General features: G+C 67.6%; 22 protein-coding genes. 12 read left to right on the forward strand and 10 right to left on the reverse strand.

Annotation, left to right across the window (positions count from 1 at the left end; genetic code table 11):
- Nucleotides 1-2 precede the first annotated feature (2 nt).
- Nucleotides 3-278: a hypothetical protein gene (locus K307_RS49865; RefSeq protein ID WP_230626134.1), complete on the forward strand. Its 276-nt coding sequence runs from the start codon at nt 3-5 to the stop codon at nt 276-278.
- 51 nt (nt 279-329) lie between these two features.
- On the opposite strand, the gene K307_RS25995 is transcribed toward K307_RS49865, so the two are convergent.
- The 4 genes from K307_RS25995 to minC all read right to left on the reverse strand — a co-directional run bounded on the left by K307_RS25995 (nt 330) and on the right by minC (nt 3,741).
- The gene (locus K307_RS25995) at nt 330-1,427 is read right to left on the reverse strand and encodes a porin (protein WP_042883730.1); all 1,098 of its coding nucleotides are present in this window, start codon (nt 1,425-1,427) and stop codon (nt 330-332) included.
- 340 nt (nt 1,428-1,767) lie between these two features.
- On the reverse strand, nt 1,768-2,022 hold the full coding sequence (gene minE, locus K307_RS26000) for a cell division topological specificity factor MinE (RefSeq protein ID WP_042883732.1): 255 nt from the start codon (nt 2,020-2,022) through the stop codon (nt 1,768-1,770).
- Between the two features lie 21 nt (nt 2,023-2,043).
- Nucleotides 2,044-2,859 (reverse strand): septum site-determining protein MinD, encoded by an 816-nt coding sequence (gene minD, locus K307_RS26005; RefSeq protein WP_042883734.1) that lies wholly within the window; start codon nt 2,857-2,859, stop codon nt 2,044-2,046.
- A 69-nt stretch (nt 2,860-2,928) separates the two neighbouring features.
- Complete coding sequence (gene minC, locus K307_RS26010; RefSeq protein WP_042883735.1) at nt 2,929-3,741, reverse strand: septum site-determining protein MinC; 813 nt, start codon at nt 3,739-3,741, stop codon at nt 2,929-2,931.
- A 252-nt stretch (nt 3,742-3,993) separates the two neighbouring features.
- On the opposite strand from minC, the gene K307_RS26015 reads away from it, so the two are divergent.
- Together K307_RS26015 and K307_RS26020 are read left to right on the forward strand one after the other, a co-directional pair.
- Nucleotides 3,994-4,965 carry a magnesium and cobalt transport protein CorA gene (locus K307_RS26015; RefSeq protein ID WP_022533168.1) on the forward strand — a complete coding sequence of 324 codons (972 nt, stop codon included), beginning with the start codon at nt 3,994-3,996 and terminating at the stop codon, nt 4,963-4,965.
- 157 nt (nt 4,966-5,122) lie between these two features.
- Complete coding sequence (locus K307_RS26020; protein ID WP_042883737.1) at nt 5,123-5,824, forward strand: tetratricopeptide repeat protein; 702 nt, start codon at nt 5,123-5,125, stop codon at nt 5,822-5,824.
- 253 nt (nt 5,825-6,077) lie between these two features.
- On the opposite strand, the gene gatB is transcribed toward K307_RS26020, so the two are convergent.
- From gatB to gatC, 5 genes are all read right to left on the reverse strand, one after another.
- Nucleotides 6,078-7,535: an Asp-tRNA(Asn)/Glu-tRNA(Gln) amidotransferase subunit GatB gene (gene gatB / locus K307_RS26025; RefSeq protein WP_042883738.1), complete on the reverse strand. Its 1,458-nt coding sequence runs from the start codon at nt 7,533-7,535 to the stop codon at nt 6,078-6,080.
- A gap of 88 nt (nt 7,536-7,623) precedes the next feature.
- On the reverse strand, nt 7,624-8,685 hold the full coding sequence (locus K307_RS26030; RefSeq protein WP_042887423.1) for a dienelactone hydrolase family protein: 1,062 nt from the start codon (nt 8,683-8,685) through the stop codon (nt 7,624-7,626).
- 29 nt (nt 8,686-8,714) lie between these two features.
- Complete coding sequence (locus tag K307_RS26035; RefSeq protein WP_080745240.1) at nt 8,715-9,191, reverse strand: hypothetical protein; 477 nt, start codon at nt 9,189-9,191, stop codon at nt 8,715-8,717.
- Nucleotides 9,188-10,693: an Asp-tRNA(Asn)/Glu-tRNA(Gln) amidotransferase subunit GatA gene (gatA, locus tag K307_RS26040; RefSeq protein ID WP_042883740.1), complete on the reverse strand. Its 1,506-nt coding sequence runs from the start codon at nt 10,691-10,693 to the stop codon at nt 9,188-9,190. The genes K307_RS26035 and gatA overlap by 4 nt, the downstream gene beginning before the upstream one ends.
- 84 nt (nt 10,694-10,777) lie before the next feature.
- Nucleotides 10,778-11,077, reverse strand: coding sequence for an Asp-tRNA(Asn)/Glu-tRNA(Gln) amidotransferase subunit GatC (gene gatC, locus K307_RS26045; protein ID WP_042883741.1), 300 nt, complete (start codon nt 11,075-11,077; stop codon nt 10,778-10,780).
- A gap of 683 nt (nt 11,078-11,760) precedes the next feature.
- Here gatC and K307_RS26050 point away from each other — a divergent pair.
- From K307_RS26050 to K307_RS26080, 7 genes are all read left to right on the forward strand, one after another.
- On the forward strand, nt 11,761-12,804 hold the full coding sequence (locus K307_RS26050) for a rod shape-determining protein (protein ID WP_008648066.1): 1,044 nt from the start codon (nt 11,761-11,763) through the stop codon (nt 12,802-12,804).
- Nucleotides 12,805-12,992: 188 nt separating this feature from the next.
- Entirely contained in the window at nt 12,993-13,958 is a 966-nt protein-coding gene (mreC, locus tag K307_RS26055) for a rod shape-determining protein MreC (RefSeq protein WP_042883743.1), read from the forward strand.
- On the forward strand, nt 13,955-14,467 hold the full coding sequence (gene mreD, locus K307_RS26060; protein WP_042883744.1) for a rod shape-determining protein MreD: 513 nt from the start codon (nt 13,955-13,957) through the stop codon (nt 14,465-14,467). The genes mreC and mreD overlap by 4 nt, the downstream gene beginning before the upstream one ends.
- Before the next feature lie 53 nt (nt 14,468-14,520).
- The gene (mrdA, locus tag K307_RS26065) at nt 14,521-16,827 is read left to right on the forward strand and encodes a penicillin-binding protein 2 (RefSeq protein ID WP_042883746.1); all 2,307 of its coding nucleotides are present in this window, start codon (nt 14,521-14,523) and stop codon (nt 16,825-16,827) included.
- A gap of 11 nt (nt 16,828-16,838) precedes the next feature.
- A complete protein-coding gene (gene rodA / locus K307_RS26070; RefSeq protein ID WP_042883748.1) occupies nt 16,839-17,981 on the forward strand; it encodes a rod shape-determining protein RodA in 1,143 nt (380 codons plus the stop codon).
- A gap of 302 nt (nt 17,982-18,283) precedes the next feature.
- The gene (locus K307_RS26075) at nt 18,284-18,964 is read left to right on the forward strand and encodes a DUF484 family protein (RefSeq protein WP_042883749.1); all 681 of its coding nucleotides are present in this window, start codon (nt 18,284-18,286) and stop codon (nt 18,962-18,964) included.
- Nucleotides 18,965-18,992: 28 nt separating this feature from the next.
- A complete protein-coding gene (locus tag K307_RS26080) occupies nt 18,993-20,063 on the forward strand; it encodes a tyrosine recombinase XerC (protein ID WP_042883751.1) in 1,071 nt (356 codons plus the stop codon).
- On the opposite strand, the gene K307_RS26085 is transcribed toward K307_RS26080, so the two are convergent.
- The gene (locus K307_RS26085; protein WP_042883752.1) at nt 20,060-21,022 is read right to left on the reverse strand and encodes a transcriptional regulator GcvA; all 963 of its coding nucleotides are present in this window, start codon (nt 21,020-21,022) and stop codon (nt 20,060-20,062) included. The two genes, K307_RS26080 and K307_RS26085, sit on opposite strands and share 4 nt — an antisense overlap.
- Before the next feature lie 237 nt (nt 21,023-21,259).
- On the opposite strand from K307_RS26085, the gene K307_RS26090 reads away from it, so the two are divergent.
- Together K307_RS26090 and lipB are read left to right on the forward strand one after the other, a co-directional pair.
- Nucleotides 21,260-21,628, forward strand: coding sequence for a DUF2917 domain-containing protein (locus K307_RS26090; RefSeq protein WP_042883754.1), 369 nt, complete (start codon nt 21,260-21,262; stop codon nt 21,626-21,628).
- A gap of 159 nt (nt 21,629-21,787) precedes the next feature.
- Entirely contained in the window at nt 21,788-22,543 is a 756-nt protein-coding gene (gene lipB, locus K307_RS26095; RefSeq protein WP_042883756.1) for a lipoyl(octanoyl) transferase LipB, read from the forward strand.
- Nucleotides 22,544-22,583 lie beyond the last annotated feature (40 nt).

Raw genomic sequence — 22,583 nt, forward strand, 5'->3', positions numbered from 1 at the left:
GGGTGCCCGCGGCGCGGGGTACCGGGCTGCGCGTCACGTGCCGCAGCCACGCGGGCGGCATGGCGCTGGAGATCGCACTCGATCCCGTCGGCGACGAAAGCGCCGCGCGTCTGGCCGAGCCCGGGCCGGCGCTGCTGTGCGCGCAGCGCGTGGTGGCACGCCACGGCGGCGTGCTGGTGCCGCTGCAGCCGATGGCGGTGCCACCAGCCCGGGACGCGACGCAAGCCTCTCCGCAGGCAGGCTGGTACCTGTGGCTGCGGCGCCGGCCCCGCCCATGAAAAAAGGCACCCGAAGGTGCCTTTTGCCAGGTACTGCTGACCGGGAAACGATCAGAAGATGTGGCGGATGCCGACAGCGGCGCCGGTCTGGTTGTTACGGCCCGGCAGTTCGGTGGTGGTGCCGCCCGAAACCTTGTTGAAGTCAACCGTACCGTAGACCTGGGTGCGCTTGGACAGCGAGTACTCAGCCAGCAGCACGCCGGTGTAGCGGCGGCCGTTGTTGTCGCTCACGCCGTTCTTGTTCTCGACGTAGTCGCCGTAGAACACGCCAGTCAGGGCCAGGGCCGGGGTGGCCTGGTAGGTCACGCCGATGTAGCCGATGTTGTCCTTGCGCGGGTTGTTGACAGCGCCGGCGGCGACCACGGGCGCGGGGGGCGCGGACGCCGAGTTGTTCAGGAAGCCGTTGTCGATCACGCCGGTGCGGTCCTTGCCACCCACGTAACCCAGGAACACCTTGGCCGGGCCGATCGAGTACTTACCGGCAGCGCCCCACATTTGCTGCTTGTTGCCGTTGATGTCGCGGACTTCCTGGTACACGCCGCCGACGCCGAACGGACCGTACGTGTAGGCGGCACGAGCGCCCCAGTACTGGTTCTTGGTCATGCTGCCCGGCTGCTCGCCAAAGCCGTAGCCGGCGCCCACGTCCAGGCCGCCGAACTTGGCGCTGTAGCTGACCACGTTGTCGCTGCGGAACTGGGTCAGGAAGAACGGCCAGGCGTTGGCGGTGTAGTTGCCGATGGTCAGCGGATCGTAGTCGCCGAAGAAGTTAAAGCCTTCGGTGTACTGGCGGCCCAGCTTGATCGCGCCGAAGTCACCCGACAGGCCAACGTAAGCCTGACGACCGAACAGACGGCCATTCGGGTTGGCGGCGCTGGCCTGGTTGGAACGGCCGGTATCCGGATCGAAACCGCCCTCCAGCTGGAAGATCGCCTTCAGGTTGTTGCCGAGGGCTTCGCTGCCCTTCAGGCCCCAACGGCTGTTGGTGACGGCGCCGTTGGTCAGCTCCCACAGCTTGTCGTTGTTGGCGTTGGCGTTCGTGGTGAAGCGGATGCTCTGGTCGACGATACCGTACAGGGTGACGGACGACTGGGCGTACGCCGAACCTGCCAACAGGCTGCCGGCTGCGAGGACGATGGCCGATTTCTTCATGGTGCTCCTTTTCTGTCTTGTATTGTTCTCCGCCGGATCACGGCAGGGACGAGGTCTACGTTCGTTGTAGACGTCGCGAAAATCTAACAAAACGTAGGCATTAAGGACACAAAACTCCGCCAAAGCGCGCTTTTCAGCAGGATTTTGGTGCAATTCCGTTGTCTGGCCGCTACACAAAGCCGAGTTGGTGCAACGCGGCAAGGCCGGGAACCTGCCCGTGCACTGGGCTGGCGGGGGAGCGGGAGGAAGCGGGAAAGAAGCGGGGGAGAGAGGGGCGGGACAACCCGCGGCGCAGGAGCAGCGCCGCGGTCAGGATGAACAGCGATGAGGACTGGGGGAATCAGCCCTGCGGGATTTCGATCTTGACTTCAAGGACCTCGAGATTGTCCTGGCGCTCGAGGCTCACGCGCAGGTCCTGGTCGCTGATCTTGACGTACTTGGAAATCACCGCCACCAGCTCGCGCTGCAGCGCGGGTAGGTAGTCGGCGGGCGCGGAATGGCCGTTGCGCTCGTGGGCGAGGATGATCTGCAGCCGCTCCTTGGCGACCGACGCGGACTTTTTCTTCTCTCCCAGCAGGAAGGAAAGGATCGACATTGGGATGAGCCCTCCTGACCGTTACTTGTTGCCGAAGATGCGGGAGAACAGCCCCGGCTTCTGGTAGTCGATGAAACGCATCGGCTTGTCCTTGCCGAGGAAGCGGTCCACCACGTCGCCATAGGCGTCGGACACGTCGCTGCCTTCCAGGTGGATGGCGGGCGTGCCCTGGTTGGAGGCATGCAGCACGGCTTCGGACTCCGGCACCACGCCGATCAGCTTGATGCGCAGGATTTCCTGGATATCGGTCAGCGACAGCATCTCGCCGCCATGCACGCGCTTGGGGTTGTAGCGGGTGATCAGCAGGTGTTCCTTGATCGGATCGCCGCCTTCGCTGGCGCGCTTGGTCTTGGAAGCCAGGATGCCCAGGATGCGGTCCGAATCGCGCACCGACGACACTTCCGGGTTGGTGACGATCAGCGCTTCATCGGCGAAGTACATCGCCATCAGCGCGCCCGACTCGATGCCGGCGGGCGAGTCGCAGATGATGTACTCGAAGTCCATCTCGATCAGGCCGTTGATGACCTTCTCGACGCCGTCGCGCGTGAGCGCGTCCTTGTCGCGCGTCTGCGAGGCCGGCAGGATGAACAGGTTCTCGCACTTCTTGTCCTTGATCAGCGCCTGGCGCAGGTTGGCTTCGCCCTGCACCACGTTGATCAGGTCATACACCACGCGGCGTTCGCAACCCATGATCAGGTCGAGGTTGCGCAGGCCGACGTCGAAGTCGATCACGGCAGTCTTGTGGCCGCGCAGGGCCAGGCCGGCGGCAAAGCTGGCGCTGGTGGTGGTCTTGCCGACGCCTCCCTTGCCGGAGGTCACAACGATGATTTTTGCCATGGCTCTTTGGTCCAGTAATGGGTTGAAGCTTACGCTGCTTTGATTGGGGATCCCGATGGGCGCACTGGCTTATTTGAGCCGCAACGCTTCGAGGATCAGTTTTTCATCGGCCAGGCGGACCTGGGCGGTCTTGCCGAGCACGTCGGCCGGGAGCGTCTGCTCCGCGGTGCGATAGATGCCGGCGATGGAAATCAGTTCAGGCTCCATGCACGTGCTGAAGATGCGCGCGCCGGTATTGCCCTTGACGCCCGCCAGCGCGCGGCCGCGCAGCGGGGCGTAGATATGGATGTTGCCTTCGGCGATTATTTCGGCGCCGTAGCTGACCACGTCGAGGATCACCACGTCGCCCTGCGCGTAGATCTGCTGGCCCGAGCGCACCGGCTTGTCGATCAGCAGGGTCTGGGTCTGGCGGATGGCGGCGGCCACGGCGGCGTCGGTCGCGGCTGCAGCGGCGGCGCGGGCGGCGTCTTCGCGCGCGGCCTGTTCGGCAGCGGCTTGCTCGGCGGCCTGTTCCGCGGCGGCAGCGGCCTTGGCCTCGGCGGTGCGGTCGGTGGCGCTGCCTCGGCGGCTCTGGCTGTCGAGCAGCGGCAGGCCGAAGCGCTCGGCCCACTCGCGCTGGCCGGGACGGGCCACCACGCCGATGGCACGCGCCTTGAGCGTGGCGAGCGTATCGATCACCGTTCCGAGCGCAACGGCGCCATCGCCTTCCAGTGCGCGCAGGTCCAGCGCGATCACGTCATTGGAGAAGAAGTCGGGGGTGGCTTCGAAGCGGGAGAGGAGGTCATCCCGCAGCGCAGCCATGTCGGCGGTCTGGAGGGCGAGAAGGAGGGCGTCGACGTTGCCACTGCGCAGCTCGAAGCGTGGCGTTTTCTTCTGGGACATAGCCGGGGGACCGTGGAAATGCCACATTCTAACGTCGTCTCTGTCGCGAACTGTAACAATTGGCGCGATTGAAGCGATGTAGCTGCGATGCAGGCGTGGTGGGTGGCCTGTGCGTTCCATATGCACTGCGATGGCACAGCGTGGCGCGGCGAATGTGTGCCAGCCGTGGCCTGCGCCGCGCGACAGCGTGACGGCATGGCGTGGTGCAAGGCAAAGGCTTGTTACGATTGCGTCATCTGATACGGAGTTCCCATGGGCGCCATCGTCAATTGCGTAGCCTACCGGCAGGGCAAACGGCTCGGCACGGTCGGCATGGAAGAGATTCCTTCGGTGCTGAGCGTGCCGGGCACTTTCGTCTGGCTCGGATTGCACGAACCCGACCTCGCGCTGCTGCGCCAGGTGCAGCACGCCTTCGGCCTGCACGACCTCGCGGTGGAAGACGCGCTCGACGCGCACCAGCGTCCCAAGCTGGAGGCCTACGGCGATTCGGTCTTCGTCGTGCTCAACACCGCGCAACTGGTGGAGGATGAAGTCGTGGTGGGCGAAACCCATCTCTTTGTCGGCCCCAACTACGTGGTTTCGGTGCGCCACGGCGCCAGCAGCACCTACGCCCCGGTGCGCGAGCGCTGCGAACACGACCCGCAAGGCCTGGCCAACGGTCCCGGCTACGTGCTGTACGCGCTGATGGACTTTGTCGTCGACCACTACTTGCCGATCGTGACGCGGCTGGAAGACACCTTCGAGGCGCTGGAGCAAGGCATTTTCCGCGACGAGTTCGACCGCGCGGCGATCGAGCGCCTGTACCGGATCAAGCGCCAGGTGCTGCGGCTGCGCAATGCGGTCAGTCCCGTTGAGGATATGTGCGGCCAGTTGATCCGGCTGCACGAGGACCTGGTGCCAAAGGAGCTGCGCGCCTACTTCCGCGACATCGAGGATCACGCCAGCCGGCTGGTGCGCACGCTCGACGTGGTGCGTGAAATGCTGACCACCGCAGTGCAGGTCAACCTGGCGCTGGTCACCGTGGGCCAGAACGAGGTAGTCAAGCGGCTGGCGGGCTGGGGCGCGATCCTGGCGATCCCGACCGTGGTGTTCAGCCTGTACGGGATGAACTTCGACTTCATGCCCGAACTGCAATTCCACTACGCCTACCCGGCGGTGATTGGCGTGACGGCGCTTGCCTGCGGTGCGCTGTGGCGGCGGCTGCACCGGGCCGGATGGATCTGAAACGTTGCTGACTATCTGCGCGACGAATGTGATGGGGGTGAAATTCAGGTGCGTTGATTATTCGCACGGATAGTAAGGCTGCTATGGAGGCTGCCTACCGGGCGCGTGTCCTGACTCCTACACTGGAGCAAAGAAGGCGCCGCGCCCGGAGTCCGCCATGTCGATTGCCCGTTCCCCGATTGCCGTCTTGCTGGCCGGCACCATCGCCGCATGGCTGTCTGTGCAACCCGCTGCTGCCGCGCCGCAGCCGCCCGCGCCGGCGCAGGCCCAGACCCGCGACGCCGTCACGGCCTATGAGGCCGGCCACTTCGACCAGGCCCTGCGCGGTTTCGCCAGTGCCGCCCGCCTGGGCAACCGCCTCGCCCAGTTCAACTACGCCATGATGCTGCTGCGCGGCGAGGGCACGCCCGCCCGGCCACAGGAGGCTCTGGTATGGCTGAAGAAGGCGGCCGACAACGAGATGACCCATGCCCAGTACACCTGGGGTGACCTGCATGAGCGCGGCGAGCTGGTGCCCAAGTCACTCGAGGAAGCCAACCGCTGGTATGAGCGCGCGGCGCAGGGCGGGCACGTGCAGGCGCAGATGGCGCTGGCGACCAACTACTTCACCGGGCGCGGGGTGCCGCGGGACTATGGTCAGGCGTTCGCGTGGTACAGCCGCGCGGCCAGTGCCGGCGACGGCGGCGCGCAGTACATCGTTGGCAGTTTCTATGAGCACGGCGAGCCGGGCGTGGTCGATCGGGATATCGAGCAGGCCAAGATCTGGTATGCGCGCTCGGCCGCGCATGGGGATCCGGGGGCGCTGGCGAAGTTGAGGTCGTTGCTGCAGGAGTCGGTGCGGGGCAGGGCGGGGATGTAGGGAAGAGGCAAGCAGAAAGCGAAGCCGACGGTGTTGGATGCACCAACGCCGCCCGAGCTTGCCTAAGCAAGGTGTTCTTCCTCTCCCCTCAGGGGGAGAGGGGTGGGCTAGCAAGGAGCCACATCAAGCGGGGCCAACGGTGTTAAGCCGCCGCGCTCAGCTTTTGACGCTCCTGCCCTCTCCCCCGCCCCTACCGCAAGCGGGAGAGGGGAGCAAACAGGCGGTCTGTTGAGGCTGTCTCAGTCCTCTGACCTCAGCCGAGCTTCTTGCGCAGCAACTCATTCACCTGCGCGGGATTCGCCTTGCCCTTGGTCGCCTTCATCGCCTGCCCCACCAGCGCATTGAACGCCTTCTCCTTGCCCGAGCGGAATTCCTCCACCGACTTGGCATTGGCCGCCAACACGTCGTCGATGATCTTCTCCAGCTCACCGCTGTCGGACATCTGCTTCAGCCCCTTGGCCGCGATGATGGCATCGGCATCACCGCCATGCTCGCCCGCCCACATCGCCGGGAACACATCTTTCTTGGCAGTGTTGTTCGACACCGTGCCATCGGCAATGCGCGTCAGCAGCTTCGCCAGTTGCGCCGGCGTGACCGGCGCGGCATCGATGGCGATGCCTTCGCGATTAAGCTGCGAGGCCACGTCGCCCATCAGCCAGTTGGCCGCGGGCTTTGCATTGGCCACGCCGGCGTCGGCCACCACGGCCTCATAGTAGGTGGCGAACGCCTTGGTCGCGGTCAGCGTGGTGGCGTCATACGCCGACAGGCCGTACTGCGAGACAAAGCGCGCCTGCATCGCTGCCGGCAGTTCGGGCAGTTCGCCGCGCACGCGGTCGACCCACGCCGCGTCGATTTCCAGCGGCATCAGGTCCGGATCAGGGAAGTAGCGGTAGTCGTGCGCATCTTCCTTGGTGCGCATCGCGCGGGTCTCGCCGGTATCCGGGTCGAACAGCACGGTGGCTTGCTGGATCTTGCGCCCATCCTCGATCTCGGCGATCTGCCAATGCACTTCGTACTCGATGGCCTGCTGCAGGAAGCGGAACGAGTTCAGGTTCTTGATCTCGCGGCGGGTGCCGAATTCCTTCTGCCCGAACGGGCGCACCGACACGTTGGCGTCGCAGCGGAAGCTGCCTTCCTGCATGTTGCCGTCGCAGATGCCCAGCCATACCACCAGCGAGTGCAGCGCCTTGGCGTAGGCCACGGCTTCGGCGGCGCTGCGCATGTCGGGCTCGGTGACGATTTCCAGCAGCGGCGTACCGGCGCGGTTCAGGTCGATGCCGGTCATGCCGGCGAAGTCCTCGTGCAGCGACTTGCCCGCGTCTTCTTCCAGGTGGGCGCGCGTCAGGTTGACGGTCTTCTCGTAGAACTCGCCCTTCTTGCCCTCGACCTGGATGGTGATGGTGCCGCCCTGGACCACGGGGATCTCATACTGGCTGATCTGGTAGCCCTTGGGCAGGTCGGGGTAGAAGTAGTTCTTGCGCGCAAAGATGCTGCGCGGCGCGATGGTGGCGCCGATCGCCAGGCCGAACTGGATGGCGCGCTCGACCGCGCCCTTGTTGAGCACCGGCAGCACGCCCGGCAGCGCCAGGTCCACCGGCGAGGCCTGCGTGTTGGCCTCGGCCCCGAAGGCGGTGGAGGTGCCGGAAAAAATCTTGGAGGCCGTCGAAAGCTGCGCGTGCGTTTCGAGGCCGATCACCACTTCCCATTGCATGGCGGTATTCCTGTTCGGTTCTTTCGGTTCTGTCTGTTGCGGTGGAGCGGCGCTGCCGCCCCGGTGTTCTTTGGCTTCGTCCCGCCTTCTAGGGATCGGGACTGGCGAGCCATGAGTCGAGCTGGGCGAGCGCGGCCACGCGTGCCACCGCGTCGCCGCCGACGGTAACGCCTTGCACCTTGCGAGCGGCAGCGGGCACGTCGCGGCGCATATGCAGCTCGCTGGTGCCGTCAAAGCCGTGGTACGCGCCCGGGAAGATCTCCAGCCGGAAGCGCGCCCCGGGCTGGCGCGCCAGCACGGCGCTCTGCAGCATGGCGCAGCGGGTTGCGGGCGTCCAGTCGTCGGCGCCGCCGATCATCAGCAGTATCGGCGCGCGCAGGCGGAAACTGTGCTGCTGCACCGCGCGCTTGCAGCCGGGGTAGAACGCAACCGCGCGTTCCACCTGCGGCGTGCCGGCCGGCCACGGGCGGCTGGCGTCGACGGTGGCCAGCACCGCCTGCGCGCCGTTGGACCAGCCCAGCAGCACGATGCGCGAGGTATCGATGCCCGGCTGGTCGGCGACCCAGCGCAGCGCGGCCAGTGCATCGCCGCGGCGGGTGCGGTCGTCGATGCCGCGGGTGTCGTTGGGCTCGGTGCAGATGCCTTGGGGCCTGCCGCGCGCGCTGAAGCTGTCGGGCATCAGCACCGCGTAGCCGCGTTCGGTCAGCCACTGGGCGTATTCGCCATAGCGCTGCTGCAGCATGGCGGAGACCTCGCCGCCCGGCGTGGTCTCGCGCGCGGCGCGCGCCGACAGGAGCCCGCCGCAGCCGTGCAGCGCCACCACCACCGGCAGCGCGCGCGCCGTTGCGCCTTCGCGCGGCAGGAACCAATAGGCGGTCAGCGCGGGCGTGGTCGCGTCGCCGCGCAGCTGGACGCGCTGCGCTGGCACGGGTGCCGCTGCGGATCCGGGCGTCGCCCGCGTCACCGCGTTCGGCGCCAGCGCGCCGGCGGGTGTCAGCGGGGCCGGCTGCGTCAGCGCAGGCGCGGGCAGGTCAGGCATATGCGCCGCGGCGCCGGCCAGCCACGCACCCAGCGCCAGCGCCACGGCCGAGCGCAGCAGCCGGCAGGCGGCGCTGGCGGAGCGGGGCGGGGTGGCGGAGGCGGTGGCCATGGCGGTCGGCATTGGCGGTATCGGCAGGATCAGCGCGTGCTGGCGCAGGCGCCGCTGCCGGGCTCGAACATCACGGGCCAGGCCTGCTCGTAGATGCCGGGCGTGCAGCGCTGCTGGCAGTTGGCGTGCGCCAGCGTGACGCGGCGCGGATCCTGCCAGACCATCAGCTTGCAGCCGCTGCCGTCATTGGCGCGCAGCTCGATATGCGGCTTTCTCTGGACCTGGCGGAAGTCCGCCAGGTTGAAGCTGCACGAGCCGCGCTTGCCGACCCACAGCTTCCACGACAGCTGCTGCACGTTGTTGTCCGATACGCGCAGCTGGGCGTCTTCGCGGAAGCCGTCTTCCTCGGTGCGGCGGCAGTCGCCGGCCAGGTCGATGTCGCGGCTGGCGATCGGCGTGGGCCGGCCGAGTCCGCCCGGCAGCGGGATGCAGCCCGCCACCGCCGCGGCGAGCGCGGCCGCCGCCATCAGGCGCAGAGCGAGGGTGGAGCGCGAGGTCATGATCATGCCTTGGCGGGACGGCGCAGGTGCCAGTCGGTCGCCTGCTGGAACGCGTGCGCGGTCTGCAGCAGGCGCGCTTCATCGAAGTAGTTGCCGATCAGCTGCAGGCCGACGGGCATGTTGCCCTCGCCGAAGCCGCACGGCACGCTCATGCCGGGCAGGCCGGCCAGGCTGGTCGACAGCGTGAAGATGTCGGCCAGGTACATCTGCACCGGGTCCGAGGTCTTCTCGCCCAGCTTCCACGCCACCGTCGGCGCCACCGGGCCCATGATCACGTCGCACTGGGCGAAGGCGCGCTGGAAGTCGTCGGCGATGATGCGGCGGATCTTCTGTGCCTGCAGGTAGTAGGCGTCGTAGTAGCCGTGCGAGAGCACGTAGGTGCCCACCAGGATGCGGCGCTTGACCTCCGGGCCGAAGCCTTCGGCGCGGCTCTTCTTGTACATGTCGAGCAGGTCGCGGTACTCGGCGGCGCGGTGGCCGTAGCGCACGCCGTCGAAGCGCGACAGGTTGGACGAGGCCTCGGCCGGCGCGATCACGTAATACACGGGGATCGACAGCTCGGTCTTGGGCAGCGACACCTCGACCAGCGTGGCGCCGAGCTTTTCATACTCGGCCAGCGCCGCGCGCACGGCCTGCTCGACGTCGGCGGACAGGCCCTTGCCGAAGTATTCCTTGGGCAGGCCGATGCGCAGGCCGGCCAGCGGGCGCTCGGCGGTGGCGCCGGCGCGCGGCTGGCCCAGCAGGCGGGTGTAGTCCTCGTCCACGCCGCCCTGCTCGGGCGGGATGCTGGTCGAATCCCTGGGATCGAAGCCGGCCATGGCGTTGAGCAGCAGCGCGCAGTCCTCGGCGCTGTGCGCCATCGGGCCGCCCTGGTCCAGCGACGAGGCGAACGCGATCATGCCGTAGCGCGACACGCGGCCGTAGGTCGGCTTGATGCCGGTGATGCCCGAGAACGACGCTGGCTGGCGGATTGAGCCGCCGGTGTCGGTGCCGGTGGCGGCGGGCGCCAGGCCGGCGGCCACGGCAGCGGCCGAGCCGCCCGACGAGCCGCCCGGCACGCGGCTGGTGTCCCACGGATTCCGCACCGGCCCGAAATGCGAGTTCTCGTTGGACGAGCCCATCGCGAATTCGTCCATATTGGTCTTGCCCAGCGTGACCATGCCGGCCGCGGCCATGCGCTCGACCACGGTAGCGTCGAACGGGCTCTCGTAGTTGCCCAGCATCCTCGAGCCGGCGGTGGCGCGCCAGCCACGCGTGACGAACACGTCCTTGTGCGCGACCGGCACGCCGGTCAGCGGCGTGGCCTCGCCGCGCGCGCGGCGTTCGTCGGCGGCGCGCGCCTGCGCCAGGGTGCGCTCGGCATCGACGTGGATAAAGGCGTTGAGCGCGGCGGCTTGCTCGATGCGGGACAGGTATTCGCGCGCGAGCTCCTCGGCGGAGACGGAGCGCGCGGCCAGGGCGTCGGCGAGCTGGCGCAGGGAAGTCACGGAATCAGCGGAAAAGGGCATGACAGTCGGTTGGCATCAGGGGTGGCGCAGGGTGACGTAGTGAGCTGGCGGCCGCGATAGCGGGGTTCGCGGCGGCGGCGGCGGTCACTCGATCACCTTGGGCACCAGGTACAGGCCGTTTTCGGTGGCGGGCGCGGGGCGCTGGTAATCTTCGCGGCGGTCGGCTTCGGTGACCACGTCGTCGCGCAGGCGCTGGGCCATGTCGCGCACGACCGACAGCGGATGGGCCAGCGGCACGATGCCGGTGGTGTCGACCGCCTGCATCTGCTCGACCAGCGAGAAAAAGTTGTTCAGCTGCGCAAGCGTCTGGGCGGCCTCGTCATCGCTGGTTTCGATGCGGGCCAGGTGGGCGATGCGCTTGACGTCGGATAGGTCGAGGGCCATGGCGTGGTGGTTCGGATGCTCGGATGCTCGGATGCGGAAGGCGCCGGCGGGGCCGGCGGCCGGCCGTGCGGCGCAGGCGTCGCGCGGCCCGGACAGGCGGCTCCGGAGCGCGGCAAAGACGCCACGGAGTCGTCGGAATTACAGGTATTTTCAGGCTGTAAACGCCCGAAGCAGCAGGAATTATAAGGTATCATTGCGTGCTTCCAACCTTTGGCAACGCCTTCGTCACATGGCTGCCAAACTGGCTGCAAAACAGCCCTGGCCGGCGTCCCCGCGCCAGGGCCGCCGAAAGCGCCAGAAGGTGGAAAAAAACCTGGGTCCTCTGATTAGGCCTCTGCCGCCGGCCGGACTATGTCTCAATGTCTTATGACATGCCGGTCCAGCGCCCGACAAATACTCGCGAACTTTTGCGCGAGGTCTAATCAAAGGTTCCCGTAGGGCCGGCATCGCGCATTGCAAATCGCAAAAATGCAAATTCGCAAAAGTGCTAGATTGCAACTTTGCAACCGCGTGCCGGCGGCGGTGCCGATCCCGACTCCGCTCCCGGCCGCCCCGCGCCGGACGGCGGGCGGGCCGGGAAGCCGAGAACCATTCCGTATTCAACACACGTATTTCGTGGCCGGGCCGCTCGCGGCGCCGGCCGCTTCGCCTACCCGCGAACACCACCACAGACAGGATTCCTGATGTTCGGATTTCTCCGCAGCTACTTCTCCAACGACCTGGCGATCGACCTCGGCACCGCCAACACGCTGATCTACATGCGCGACAAGGGCATCGTGCTGGACGAGCCCTCGGTCGTCGCGATCCGCCAGGAAGGCGGCCCCAACGCCAAGAAGACCATCACGGCGGTGGGCAAGGAAGCCAAGCAGATGCTGGGCAAGGTGCCGGGCAATATCGAAGCCATCCGCCCGATGAAGGACGGCGTGATCGCCGACTTCACCGTCACCGAGCAGATGCTCAAGCAATTCATCAAGATGGTGCACGACAGCAAGCTGCTGCGTCCGAGCCCGCGCATCATCATCTGCGTGCCGTGCGGCTCGACCCAGGTCGAGCGCCGCGCCATCCGTGAATCGGCGCTGGGCGCCGGCGCCAGCCAGGTGTACCTGATCGAGGAGCCGATGTCGGCCGCGATCGGCGCCGGCCTGCCGGTGTCGGAGCCGTCGGGCTCGATGGTGGTGGATATCGGCGGCGGCACCACCGAGGTGGGCATCATCTCGCTGGGCGGCATGGTCTACAAGGGTTCGGTGCGCGTGGGCGGTGACAAGTTCGACGAGGCCATCGTCAACTACATCCGCCGCAACTACGGCATGCTGATCGGCGAACAGACCGCCGAAGCCATCAAGAAGGAAATCGGCTCGGCCTTCCCGGGTTCCGAGGTCCGCGAGATGGAAGTCAAGGGCCGCAACCTGTCCGAAGGCATCCCGCGCGCCTTCACCGTCTCGTCCAACGAAATCCTGGAAGCCCTGACCGATCCGCTCAACCAGATCGTCTCGGCCGTGAAGATCGCGCTGGAACAGACCCCGCCGGAGCTGGGCGCCGACATCGCCGAGCGCGGCATGATGCTGACCGGCGGCGGCGCGCTGCTGCGCGACCTGGACCGCCTGCTGGCCGAGGAAACCGGCCTGCCGGTGCTGGTCGCCGAAGACCCGCTGACCTGCGTGGTGCGCGGCTCCGGCATGGCGCTGGAACGCATGGACAAGCTGGGCAGCATCTTCTCCTACGAGTAAGGCAGAAGGACGCTCACGTGGCGATGCGCGGCCTGCCGGATCCAGCGATCAGGGCAGTGTCGCGGCGCTGCATCCGTCAGGGGCCTGCCCCCACCGCACCCGCCGCCTGGCCGTGCCGCCCCCTTTTGGGGCGCGGTACGGCGGGCGGCGGGGCGTTTCCGCGTGTGCACCGGCTATCAATCGGGTAAATGGATTACTCCCCTCCGCCGCTCTTCAAGCAAGGCTCCTCGGCCGTCGCCCGGCTGGTCCTGTACGTGACCATCGCCCTGGCGCTGCTCGTGGTCGACGCCCGCTTCGACGCGCTCAGCGTGGGCCGGCAGGTTGCCGCCACCGTGCTGATGCCGGTCGAACGCCTGGTGCTCACGCCGCGCGACGCGCTGCGCACGGTGTTCGACTATGCGCAGTCCTCCGCCAGGCTCGCCACCGAGAACCGCGAACTGCGCCAGAGCGCGGTGCAGCAGGCCGAGGCCTCGGTGCGCCAGGCGCAGCTCGAGGCCGAGAACAACCAGCTGCGCAAGCTGCTTGGGCTGGCGCAGCAGTCGGCCACGCCGGTCACGGCCGCCGAGATCCTCTATGACGCGCGCGATCCCTACAGCCAGCGCATCGTGATCGACAAGGGCAGCCAGCACGGCCTGCGTGCCGGCTATCCGGTGATCGACGAGCGCGGCGTGGTGGGCCAGGTCACGCGCGTGTCGCCGTTCCAGTCCGAAGTGACGCTGCTGACCGACAAGGACCAGGCCATCCCCGTGCAGGTGGTGCGCAACGGCCTGCGCAGCGTGGCCTTCGGCGGCCAGCGCGCGGGCCAGCTCGACCTGCGCTTCATGGCCGCCGCGGCCGACCTGCAGCAGGGCGACCTGCTGGTGACCTCGGGCCTGGACGGCACCTATCCGCCGGGCCTGCCGGTGGCAAAGATCGTCCATATAGAGCGCAAGGCCGATACCGCGTTCTCGCGCGTGTACTGCGAGCCGGTGGCCGGCGTGCGCGCGCACCGCCAGCTACTGGTGGTGCGCTATGACGCCGCCATCCCGGCGCGCGAGACCGTCGAGGCCAAGCCGGAAGCGCCGGTCAAGGGCGCCAAGTCCGCCGCAGCGCGCGCGGCCGCCGCCAGCGCCGCCGCTGCCAAGGCCCCGCCCGCCAAGGAGGCGTCACAGTGACCAATCCCCAATACCTGCTGCGGCCGGTCAATCCCGCCTTTATCGCGCTCAGCTTCGTGCTGGCGTTCCTGTTCAACCTGATGCCCTGGGGCGACACGCTGTGGATCCCCGACATGGTGGCGCTGGTGCTGGTGTTCTGGAACATCCACCAGCCGCGCAAGGTGGGCATGGGCGTGGCGTTCGCGCTCGGCCTGCTGATGGACGTGCACGATGCGCGGCTGCTGGGCGAGCACGCGCTGGCCTACACGCTGCTGGCCTACTTCGCCATCACCATCCACCGGCGCGTGCTGTGGTTCACCGTCTATACCCAGGCGCTGCATGTGTTGCCGCTGCTGTTTGTCGCGCACGCGGTGCCGGTGCTGATCCGGCTGGCGATGGGCGCGCCGCTGCCGGGCTGGCCGCTGCTGCTGGCGCCGGCGATCGAGGCGCTGCTGTGGCCGCTGGCCACCAGCCTGCTGCTGGCGCCGCAGCGCCGTTCGAGCGATGTCGACGAGACGCGTCCGATCTGACGCCGCACGCACCTGACCGCACCTAAACGCTCATCCCTGGCCAAAGCAGTACCATGACCGAAATTCGCAACGTCGAACTGGAAATCGGCCGCTTCCGCATCCGCGTGGCGGCTGCCGCCCTGTTCACGGTGATCTGCTTTGGCCTGCTGTTCACGCGCTTCCTGTGGCTGCAGTGGTACAAGCATGACCAGTACTCGGCCAAGGCCGAGGACAACCGCATCTCGGTGGCGCCGATCGAGCCCAACCGCGGCATCATCATGGACCGCAACGGGATCGTGCTGGCGCGCAATTATTCCGCCTATACGCTCGAGATCACGCCGTCCAAGCTGACCGATACGCTGGACAGCACCATCGAGGGCCTGTCGGCGCTGGTGGATATCCAGCCGCGTGACCGGCGCCGCTTCAAGCGGCTGATGGAAGAGTCGCGCAGCTTCGAGAGCCTGCCGCTGCGCAGCCAGCTGAGCGACGAGGAAGTGGCGCGCTTTTCCGCGCAGCGCTTCCGCTTCCCGGGCGTGGACGTGCGCGCGCGACTGTTCCGGCAGTATCCGCTGGGCGAGTCGGCCTCGCACGTGATCGGCTATATCGGCCGCATCTCGCAGCGCGACCAGGAGCGCATCGAGGCCATGGACGAGGCCAACGATGCCGAGAGCGCCAAATACGACCCACGCAAGGACGCCGACAACTACAAGGGCTCCAACTACATCGGCAAGATCGGCCTGGAACAGAGCTACGAGACCGAACTGCACGGGCTGACCGGTTTCGAGGAAGTGGAAGTGAGCGCGGGCGGGCGCCCGATCCGCACGCTGTCCACCTCGCCCGCCACGCCTGGCAACAACCTGATCCTGTCGCTCGACATCCGCCTGCAGCAGCTGGCCGAGGCGCTCTATGGCGACCGCCGCGGCGCGCTGGTGGCGATCGAGCCGTCCACGGGCGACATCCTGGCGTTCGTCTCCAAGCCGACCTACGACCCCAACATGTTCGTCGAAGGCATCGACACCAATACCTGGAACGAGCTCAACAACTCGCCCGACAAGCCGCTGCTGAACCGCCCGCTGCGCGGCACCTACCCGCCGGGCTCGACCTACAAGCCGTTCATGGCGCTGGCGGCGCTGACTACCGGCAAGCGCACCGCGGCCTGGGGCATGTCCGACCCGGGCTTCTTCACGCTGGGCAACCACACCTTCCGCGATGACAAGCCGGGCGGGCACGGCTGGGTCGACATGCACAGCTCGATCGTGCAGTCGTGCGATACCTATTACTACGCGCTGGCGCGCGACATGGGCGTCAACGGCATCCATGACTTCATGAAGCCGCTGGGCTTCGGGCAGATCACCGGCATCGACATCGAGGGCGAAAGCCGCGGCATCCTGCCGTCCACCGACTGGAAGCGCAAGGCGTACCGCAAGCCCGAGCAGCAGAAGTGGTATGACGGAGAGACCATCTCGCTGGGCATTGGCCAGGGCTACAACAGCTTCACCATCCTGCAGCTGGCGCAGGCCACATCGGTCATCGTCAACAACGGCAGCGTGATGAAGCCCCACCTGGTCAAGGCGGTGGAAGACGCGGTCACGCGCAAGCGCACGCTGACCGTGCCCAAGGAAAGCTACCGCATCCCGCTCAAGCAGGCCGATATCGACGTGATCAAGCGTGCCATGGTGGCGGTGACGCATTCCGGCACGGCCGCGCGCGCGTTTGCCGGCGCGGCCTATGAATCCGCCGGCAAGACCGGCACGGCGCAGACCTACAGCCTGGGCAAGGGCGAGAAGTACAACCACCACGCGCTGGACGAGCGCAAGCGCGACCACTCGCTGTACACCGCGTTTGCGCCGGCCGACAACCCCAGGATCGCGATCGCGCTGATCGTCGAGAACGCCGGCTTCGGCGCCGCGGTGGCCGCGCCGATCGCGCGCAAGCTGATGGACTACTACCTGACCGGCAAATGGCCGGGCGAACTGGAAGCGATCGCGCCGCCGGCCAATGAGCGCCTGGCGGGCCGCCCCCCGGTCGATACGCCCAGCGTGTTCACCACCGGCCAGACCGCCAGCATCGCCAGCGCCACCGTGATGTCCGGCGGCGCGGCCGCGAGCGAGGCGGGCGCCAGCGCGGTGGCCGCGGCCTCCGCACCACATGCCGGCGCCTCCGACACCATCGCCGCGGCCATCGACCCGGCCGCGATCGCGCCGGCTTCGGCGGTGCAGTCGCTCGATGAACGCATGCTGCAGGCGCTGGGCCACAGCAAGCCCCTGGCGCCACAGCCGGCCTCCGCGCCCGCCGTGCAGCCGGTCAAGGCGCCCGCGCCCAAACCACGCGTCAAGCCCGTGTCCGCCAAGGCGGCCAGCGGTGCCGACGCCACTCGCTGAAGGAGACGCGCATGGATCGACGCCGCGTCCTGTCGCTCATCAAGACCGCGCTGACCGGTTTTGACAAGCCGCTCTCACTGATCGTCTTCCTGCTGTTCGCCACCGGCATCGTGGCGCTGTACTCGGCCGCCATCGACATGCCGGGCCGGGTCGAAGACCAGCTGCGCAACATCCTGCTGTCGTACGTGGTGATGCTGGTGATCGCCTACCTGCCCACGCAGACGCTGATGCGGGTGGCGGTGCCCATCTACACGGTCGGGGTGGCGCTGCTGATCGCGGTGGCCATGTTCGGGCTGATCCGCAAGGGCGCGCGCCGCTGGCTCTATGTCGGCATGGTGATCCAGCCGTCCGAGATCATGAAGATCTCGATGCCGCTGATGCTGGCGTGGTACTTCCAGAAGCGCGAGGGCGTGATCAAGTGGTTCGACTTTGTGGTGGCGCTGGTGCTGCTGCTGATCCCGATCGGCCTGATCGCCAAGCAGCCGGACCTGGGCACGGCGCTGCTGGTGATGGCCGCCGGCGTGTACGTGATCTATTTTGCCGGCCTGTCGTGGCGGCTGATCCTGCCGCTGCTGGGGCTGCTGGTGGTGGCAGTCACGCTGCTGATCACGTTCCAGAACGATATGTGCGCACCGGGCGTGAACTGGCCGGTGCTGCACGATTACCAGCAGCATCGCATTTGCACGCTGCTCGATCCGACCAGCGACCCGCTCGGCAAGGGCTTCCACACGATCCAGTCGATCATCGCCATCGGCTCGGGCGGGGTCGAGGGCAAGGGCTGGCTCAAGGGCACGCAGACGCACCTGGAGTTCATCCCGGAGAAGCACACCGACTTTATCTTCGCGGTGTACTCGGAGGAGTTCGGGCTGATCGGCAATGCGCTGCTGCTGGTGCTGTACCTGCTGCTGATCTTCCGCGGTCTGTTTATCGCGGCCAACGCGCCGACGCTGTTCTCGCGGCTGCTGGCGGGGTCGATCACGCTGATTTTCTTTACCTATGCCTTCGTCAATATGGGCATGGTGAGCGGCATCCTGCCGGTGGTGGGGGTGCCGCTGCCGCTGATAAGCTATGGCGGGACTGCGCTGGTGACGCTGGGGGCGGGGATTGGGATTCTGATGAGTATTTCGCGGCAGAAGCGGTTGATTCAGACGTAGCGCGGCCCAGCGTGCTGAGGGTTTGCTCCGCTCGCCCGCTTGCGGGAGAGGGGCCGGGGGAGAGGGCAGGAGTGTCAAAGGCTGAGGTCGGTGGGTTAAAACCGTTGGCCCCGCTTGATGTGGCTCCTAGCTAGCCCACCCCTCTCCCCCGACCCTCTCCCCGACCCTCTCCCCCTGAGGGGAGAGGGAGAACACCTTGCTTAGGCAAGCTCGGGCGGCTTGGGAGCACCCAAAACCGCGCTCCTCGTCTGGCTGGGTGGGTTTGTTAAACTGCCACCCAATTTTCTCTACCGGTTCCCGCCATGAACGCCCAAGACGTCGCCGCCTACCTGCAGAGCAACCCTGAATTCTTCGAAGAGCACGCCGAGCTGCTGGCCGCGGTGCAGCTGACCAGCCCGCACAGCCACCGCGCCGTGTCGCTGCAGGAGCGCCAGATGGAAATCCTGCGCGAGAAGAACAAGGGCCTGGAGCTGCGCCTGGCGGACCTGGTCCGCCACGGCCACGACAACGACCGCACCCAGCAGCGCATGCACGACTGGCAGCTGCGCCTGCTGGCCGAAGCCGATTCGCACGCGCTGCCCTATGCCGTGCAGGACGGCCTGCAGCAGGTGTTCGACGTGCCGGCGGTGGCCCTCAAGCTGTGGGACGTGGCCGAGCAGTACGCCCATATGGAAGTGGCGCAGGGCGCCAGCGAAGACCTGCGCATCTTTGCCGAAGGCCTGCGCGCACCATACTGCGGCACCAACGGTGGCTTCGAGGCCGCGGCGCTGCTGGAGCGCGACGATATCGTCTCGCTGGCGATGGTGACGCTGCGCGTGCCCGTGCGCGCCGCCGACGCGGGTGTGGACGCACAGGGCGCCGCCTTCGGCCTGCTGGTGCTGGGCTCGCCCGATCCGCGCCGCTTCCATGAAGGCATGGGCACCGCCTACCTGGCACAGATCGGCGAAGTCGCCGGTGCCGCGCTGAACCGGCTGCGCGACTGAGGCGCGGCCGACCCCAGCGGCTGACGCCATGACCGCACGCCGGCCGCCCCGCCAGGCCAACGATCCCGTACCGGCCAGCGACAGCGCGCCGCCGCCGGCTCCCGATCCGCTCGTCACGCACTACCTCGACTGGCTGCGTGGAAGCCGCAAGCTGGCCGAACACACGCTCTCCAGCTACAGCCGCGACCTGCGCGTGCTGCAATCCCACGCGGCACGCTACGCGCCCGGCGTCGCGCTGCTGGCGCTGCAGACCCACCATATCCGCAACTTCGCCGCCCGGCTGCACGCCGTCGGGCTGGTCGGCACCAGCATCGCGCGCACGCTGTCGGCCTGGCGCGGCTTCTTCCAGTGGGCGGCGCGCCATGGCCACGGCGTCACCGTCAATCCGGTCGACGGCGTACGCGCACCGCGCTCGGGCCACGCACTGCCCAAGGCGCTGTCGGTCGAGCACGCGGTGGCGCTGGTGTCGCACCCGGCCGGCACCGACGCCCAGGCGCTGCGCGACCACGCGGTCTACGAGCTGTTCTATTCGAGCGGATTGCGGCTGTCCGAGCTGGTGCAGCTCGACGTGCGCTACGCCGATGCCGATGGCTACCGCTCCGGCAGCTGGCTCGACCTGGCCGGCGCCGAGGTCACGGTGACCGGCAAGGGATCGCGCCAGCGCTCGGTGCCGGTCGGCAGCAAGGCGGTCGAGGCCCTGCGTGCCTGGCTGGCGGTGCGCGACACGCTGCTGCGACCCGGCGTCGCGCCGGAAGACGCGCACGCGCTGTTCCTGGGGCCGCGCGGGCAGCGGCTGTCGATGCGTACCGTGCAGCTGCGGCTCAAGCAGCAGGCGCTGCGCGCGGGCGTGCCGGCCGACGTGCATCCGCATATGCTGCGGCATTCGTTCGCCACGCACCTGCTGCAGTCGTCCGGCGACCTGCGCGCGGTGCAGGAAATGCTGGGACATGCCAGCATCTCGACCACGCAGGTCTATACCGCGCTGGATTTCCAGCACCTGGCGCGCGTCTACGACAAGGCCCATCCGCGCGCCGGCCGCGCGCGCAAGGCAGCGGCGCCGCAGGAACCCGAGGCTGCGGACGACGCGGCTGAAGACTAGTCGTCAGCCCACTGCGCCAGCACTTCGCGAAAGCGCTCCATCTCCGGCAGGAACCAGGCGCGGAACGCCTGCACCTTGGGTGCTTCCAGCATGCCCGGCGCGCACACGAAATACAGCAACCACGGACACGGGATGCTGACATCGAACAGCCGCACCACCCGGCCCGCCAGCAGGTCGTTGTAGGCCAGCGACGAGCGGATCAGCGCGATCCCCTGGCCCTCGGCCGCGGCCTGCAGCACCAGCGACGAATCCTGCAGCAGCAGGCCCTTGCGCGGCTCCGGCAAGTCCAGCCCGGCGGCCTCGAACCACGGCTTCCACGGATCGCCCTCGCCGCGCAGCAGCGGCAGGCCAGCCATGTCCTGTGGCCGCTCGGGCAGGCGCCCGCCGTTGAAGCTCGGGCTGCAGACCGGGAAGAAGACGTCGTCCATCAGCTTCTCGACATACAGGCCGGGATAGTCGCCGCTGCCCATGCGCAGCGCGATATCGACTTCCTCCCGGCCAAAGTCGACCAGCGTGTTGGATGACAGCAGCTCGACGTCCAGTTCCGGGTGGCGCTCGATAAAGCTGCCGATGCGTGGCGTCAGCCAGCGCGCGGCGAACGACGGCATGGTGCTGATCGTCAGCCGCTTGTCCCGGCTGCCGGCCTGCAGCACGCGCGTGGCATCGGCGATCTGCAGCAGCGCGTCGCGCACGCGCTCGGCATAGACGCGGCCGGCCGGCGTCAGCGCGACGCGCTTGCCGTGGCGCTCGAACAGCGGCATGCCCAGCTCTTCTTCCAGCGCGCGGATCTGGTGGCTGACCGCGCCGTGGGTGACGAATAGCTCGGTCGCCGCGCGCGAAAAGCTTTCGTGTCGCGCCGCAGCCTCGAACGCGCGCAAGGCGGTCAGCGCGGGCAGGCGCGGCAGTTCGCGATGCCAGCCGCGCGGCAGGTCTTTTTCCCAGGCGCTTTTCCAGGCCATGGCCGCCTCCGTAGTCTCTGGGTTATGTGAATTTGCCTAACAAGAACAAAGAAAATATATCGTTTTGATAGTGCCCGGGCAATCACTAATATTCCTTCACCGGCCCCTGCTGTTGCGATTTCTTTCACGGTGATTTCCACGTTATTTAACTGGCCCGGTCCCAATACCGTGCCAGTTGCCGCGAAACCCGCGACACTTCGGCGCCCCCTGCCGAAGCCGGCTGAATGGAGAACCCTCATGAAAACCGTGCTCACAACGACTGTGTTCACCCTGAATCCTGGCGAAGTCACCGCGCTGTCGGTGCACGCCGCCCAGCGCCTGGACGTGGAAAATGCCCGCGGCACCGACGTATGGCTCACGCGCGAGAAAGATTCGGAGGACTACTGGCTGCGTTGTGGCGGCAGCCTGTTGCTGCGCTCCGGCGATGAGGTGGTGGTCAGCGTGGATCCGCGCGCGGAGCAGCCGGTGCGGCTGGCGCTGATTGCCGAAGCGCGCCGCCCGGCGCTCGCACTGGCCGATGTGCCGCACCTGGTGTATCGCAGCCTGCGCCGTTTGGTTCGAGGTACGGAGTGGACGCCTAACCAGGACCAGGTCACCGCATCCTGACGCGGGAGCCGGCGCGGCATCGTCCACCTCACGCCCGGGCCGCGCGCACCTGCGCCTGGTCTGGTCGCGTGACGAATCGGACGATTCGCCCCGCTCGCGACCGTAAGCGGTGCAGGGCAGGGGCCGGCGCAAGCCGGCCCTTTTCGTTACACTCTCGCCATGCATCCGATCCAAGTCATCGAACGCGGCCGCGAGGACTATCAGCCGTGCTTCGACGCGATGCGCGCCTTTACCGCCGCACGCACGCCCGAGACGCCCGACCAGATCTGGCTGGTCGAGCATCCGCCGGTCTACACGCTGGGCCAGGCGGGCGATCCCGCACACCTGCTGTCGCCGGATGACAACATCCCGGTGGTGCAGATCGACCGCGGCGGGCAGATCACTTACCACGGCCCCGGCCAGGTGGTGGCCTACCTGCTGCTCGATTTGCGCCGCCGCCACCTGATGGTGCGCGAGCTCGTGCACGGCATCGAGCAGGCGGTGCTGGACACGCTCGCGGCGTATAATCTCGCAGCCGAACGCAAGCCCGGCGCCCCCGGCATCTACCTGTCCGACGGGCCGCACCAGGGCGCCAAGATTGCCGCGCTCGGCCTCAAGATCCGCAACGGCTGCAGCTACCACGGCGTCAGCCTCAACGTGCAGATGGACCTGTCGCCGTTCCTGCGCATCAATCCCTGCGGCTATGCCGGACTGGAAACGGTCGACATGGCAAGCGCGGGCGCCACCTGCCCGGTGGCGGATGCCAGTGGCGCGCCACTGCCCGTGACCGCGGCAACACAACCGGAAATCGCACAGCGCCTGGCGGCGGCATTGTGCGAGGTGCTGGCAGCGCACGAAGCCCGTGTGCTGGCGGCCGAAGGAAATGCCGCCCCGGCTGCAACGAAGCAGCCGGGCGAAACGGCCCTGGCCTCCTAGTCAAAAGCGAAATGCACGCTGAGCGCGTGCGGAGAAATGT

The sequence above is a fragment of the Cupriavidus necator A5-1 genome, assembly GCF_000744095.1.
GTDB lineage: Bacteria > Pseudomonadota > Gammaproteobacteria > Burkholderiales > Burkholderiaceae > Cupriavidus > Cupriavidus necator_A.